The 1,323-nt window shown below is 60.5% G+C and carries 1 protein-coding gene; it reads left to right on the plus strand.

All coding sequences use genetic code 11. From position 1 onward, the window contains the following. Window positions 1-58 precede the first annotated feature (58 nt). Window positions 59-1,282 carry an IS256 family transposase gene (locus tag GGQ90_RS28880; RefSeq protein WP_188084655.1) on the plus strand — a complete coding sequence of 408 codons (1,224 nt, stop codon included), beginning with the start codon at window positions 59-61 and terminating at the stop codon, window positions 1,280-1,282. Window positions 1,283-1,323: the final 41 nt, after the last annotated feature.

Consider the following 1,323-nt stretch of genomic DNA (forward strand, 5'->3'; position numbering starts at 1 on the left):
CGGGACTGTCAGGAATTTCGTGTGCGGCGAGGCATAATGGGCAACAAGGAGACCCAGTATGTCACGACGGAAAGAACCCTCGATACCGAACGACATCCTCGACCAATTGCTGGCCGGCACTGACGCGGCGGCGGCGCTCAGCCAAGGGGGCTTGCTCGATACCCTGAAGAAGGCTTTTGCCGAACGAGCGCTCAATGCGGAGATGGATCACCATCTTGGCCAGGAGGAGCAAGGGAACAACAGCCGGAACGGCTATGGCCGCAAGACGGTGACGACCGACGGCGGACGGATCGAGATTGAGGTACCGCGCGATCGGGCGGGGAGTTTCGACCCGCAGCTGATTGCCAAATACCAGCGACGCTTCCCCGGCTTCGATGACAAGATCATCTCGATGTATGCGCGCGGCATGAGCACGCGAGAGATCACCGGGCATCTGCGCGAGCTGTATGGGATCGACGCTTCGCCTGACCTGATCAGCACGATCACCGACGCGGTGTTGGAGGAAGTCGCAGCCTGGCAGCAACGGCCGCTAGACCCAGCCTATCCGCTGGTTTTCTTCGATGCGATCCGGGTCAAGATCCGCGATGAGGGCATGGTCCGCAACAAGGCGATCCATATTGCCCTGGGCGTCATGGCCGACGGCACCAAGGTGGTCCTGGGGCTATGGCTGGAGCAGAATGAAGGCGCCAAGTTCTGGCTGCGCGTCATGAACGAACTGCGCAACCGCGGCGTCGAGGATATCATGCTGGCCGTCGTCGATGGCCTCAAGGGCTTCCCCGACGCCATCACGGCCGTCTTTCCCGAAGCCATGGTTCAAACATGTATTGTCCATCTGCTGCGCAACTCGATGGATTTTGTGGCGTGGAAAGATCGCAAGGCGCTCGGAACGGCGCTGAAGGCCATCTATCGCGCCGTCGATGCTGCGGCCGCCGAGGAAGCACTGACGGCCTTCGAAGCGAGCTTCTGGGGGCAGCGCTACCCCGCCATCGGCCAGAGCTGGCGCCGGGCATGGTCCGAAGTCATTCCGTTTTTCGCCTTTCCCGACGAAGTCAGGCGGATCGTCTACACAACGAATGCCATAGAAGCCCTAAATTCCAAGCTCCGCCGCGCTGTTCGCGCGCGGGGGCATTTCCCCAACGATGAGGCGGCGACAAAGCTGCTCTATCTGATCTTGAACCGATCGGAGAAAGAGTGGAAAATGCCGCCGCGTGAGTGGAACATGGCAAAGGCGCAATTTGCCGTGCTCTTCGGCGAACGTTTCATCAGGGCCATGACGGCCTGATGATCAACCGCCTCGCCGTACACGAAATTCCTGACAGTCCC

The sequence above is a fragment of the Sphingobium scionense genome (genome assembly GCF_014197035.1).
GTDB classification, from domain to species: domain Bacteria; phylum Pseudomonadota; class Alphaproteobacteria; order Sphingomonadales; family Sphingomonadaceae; genus Sphingobium; species Sphingobium scionense.

Coding starts and splice junctions, on each gene's coding strand:
- GGQ90_RS28880 (WP_188084655.1), top strand. CDS start 59: ATGTCACGACGGAAAGAACCCTCGATACCGAACGACATCCTCGACCAA.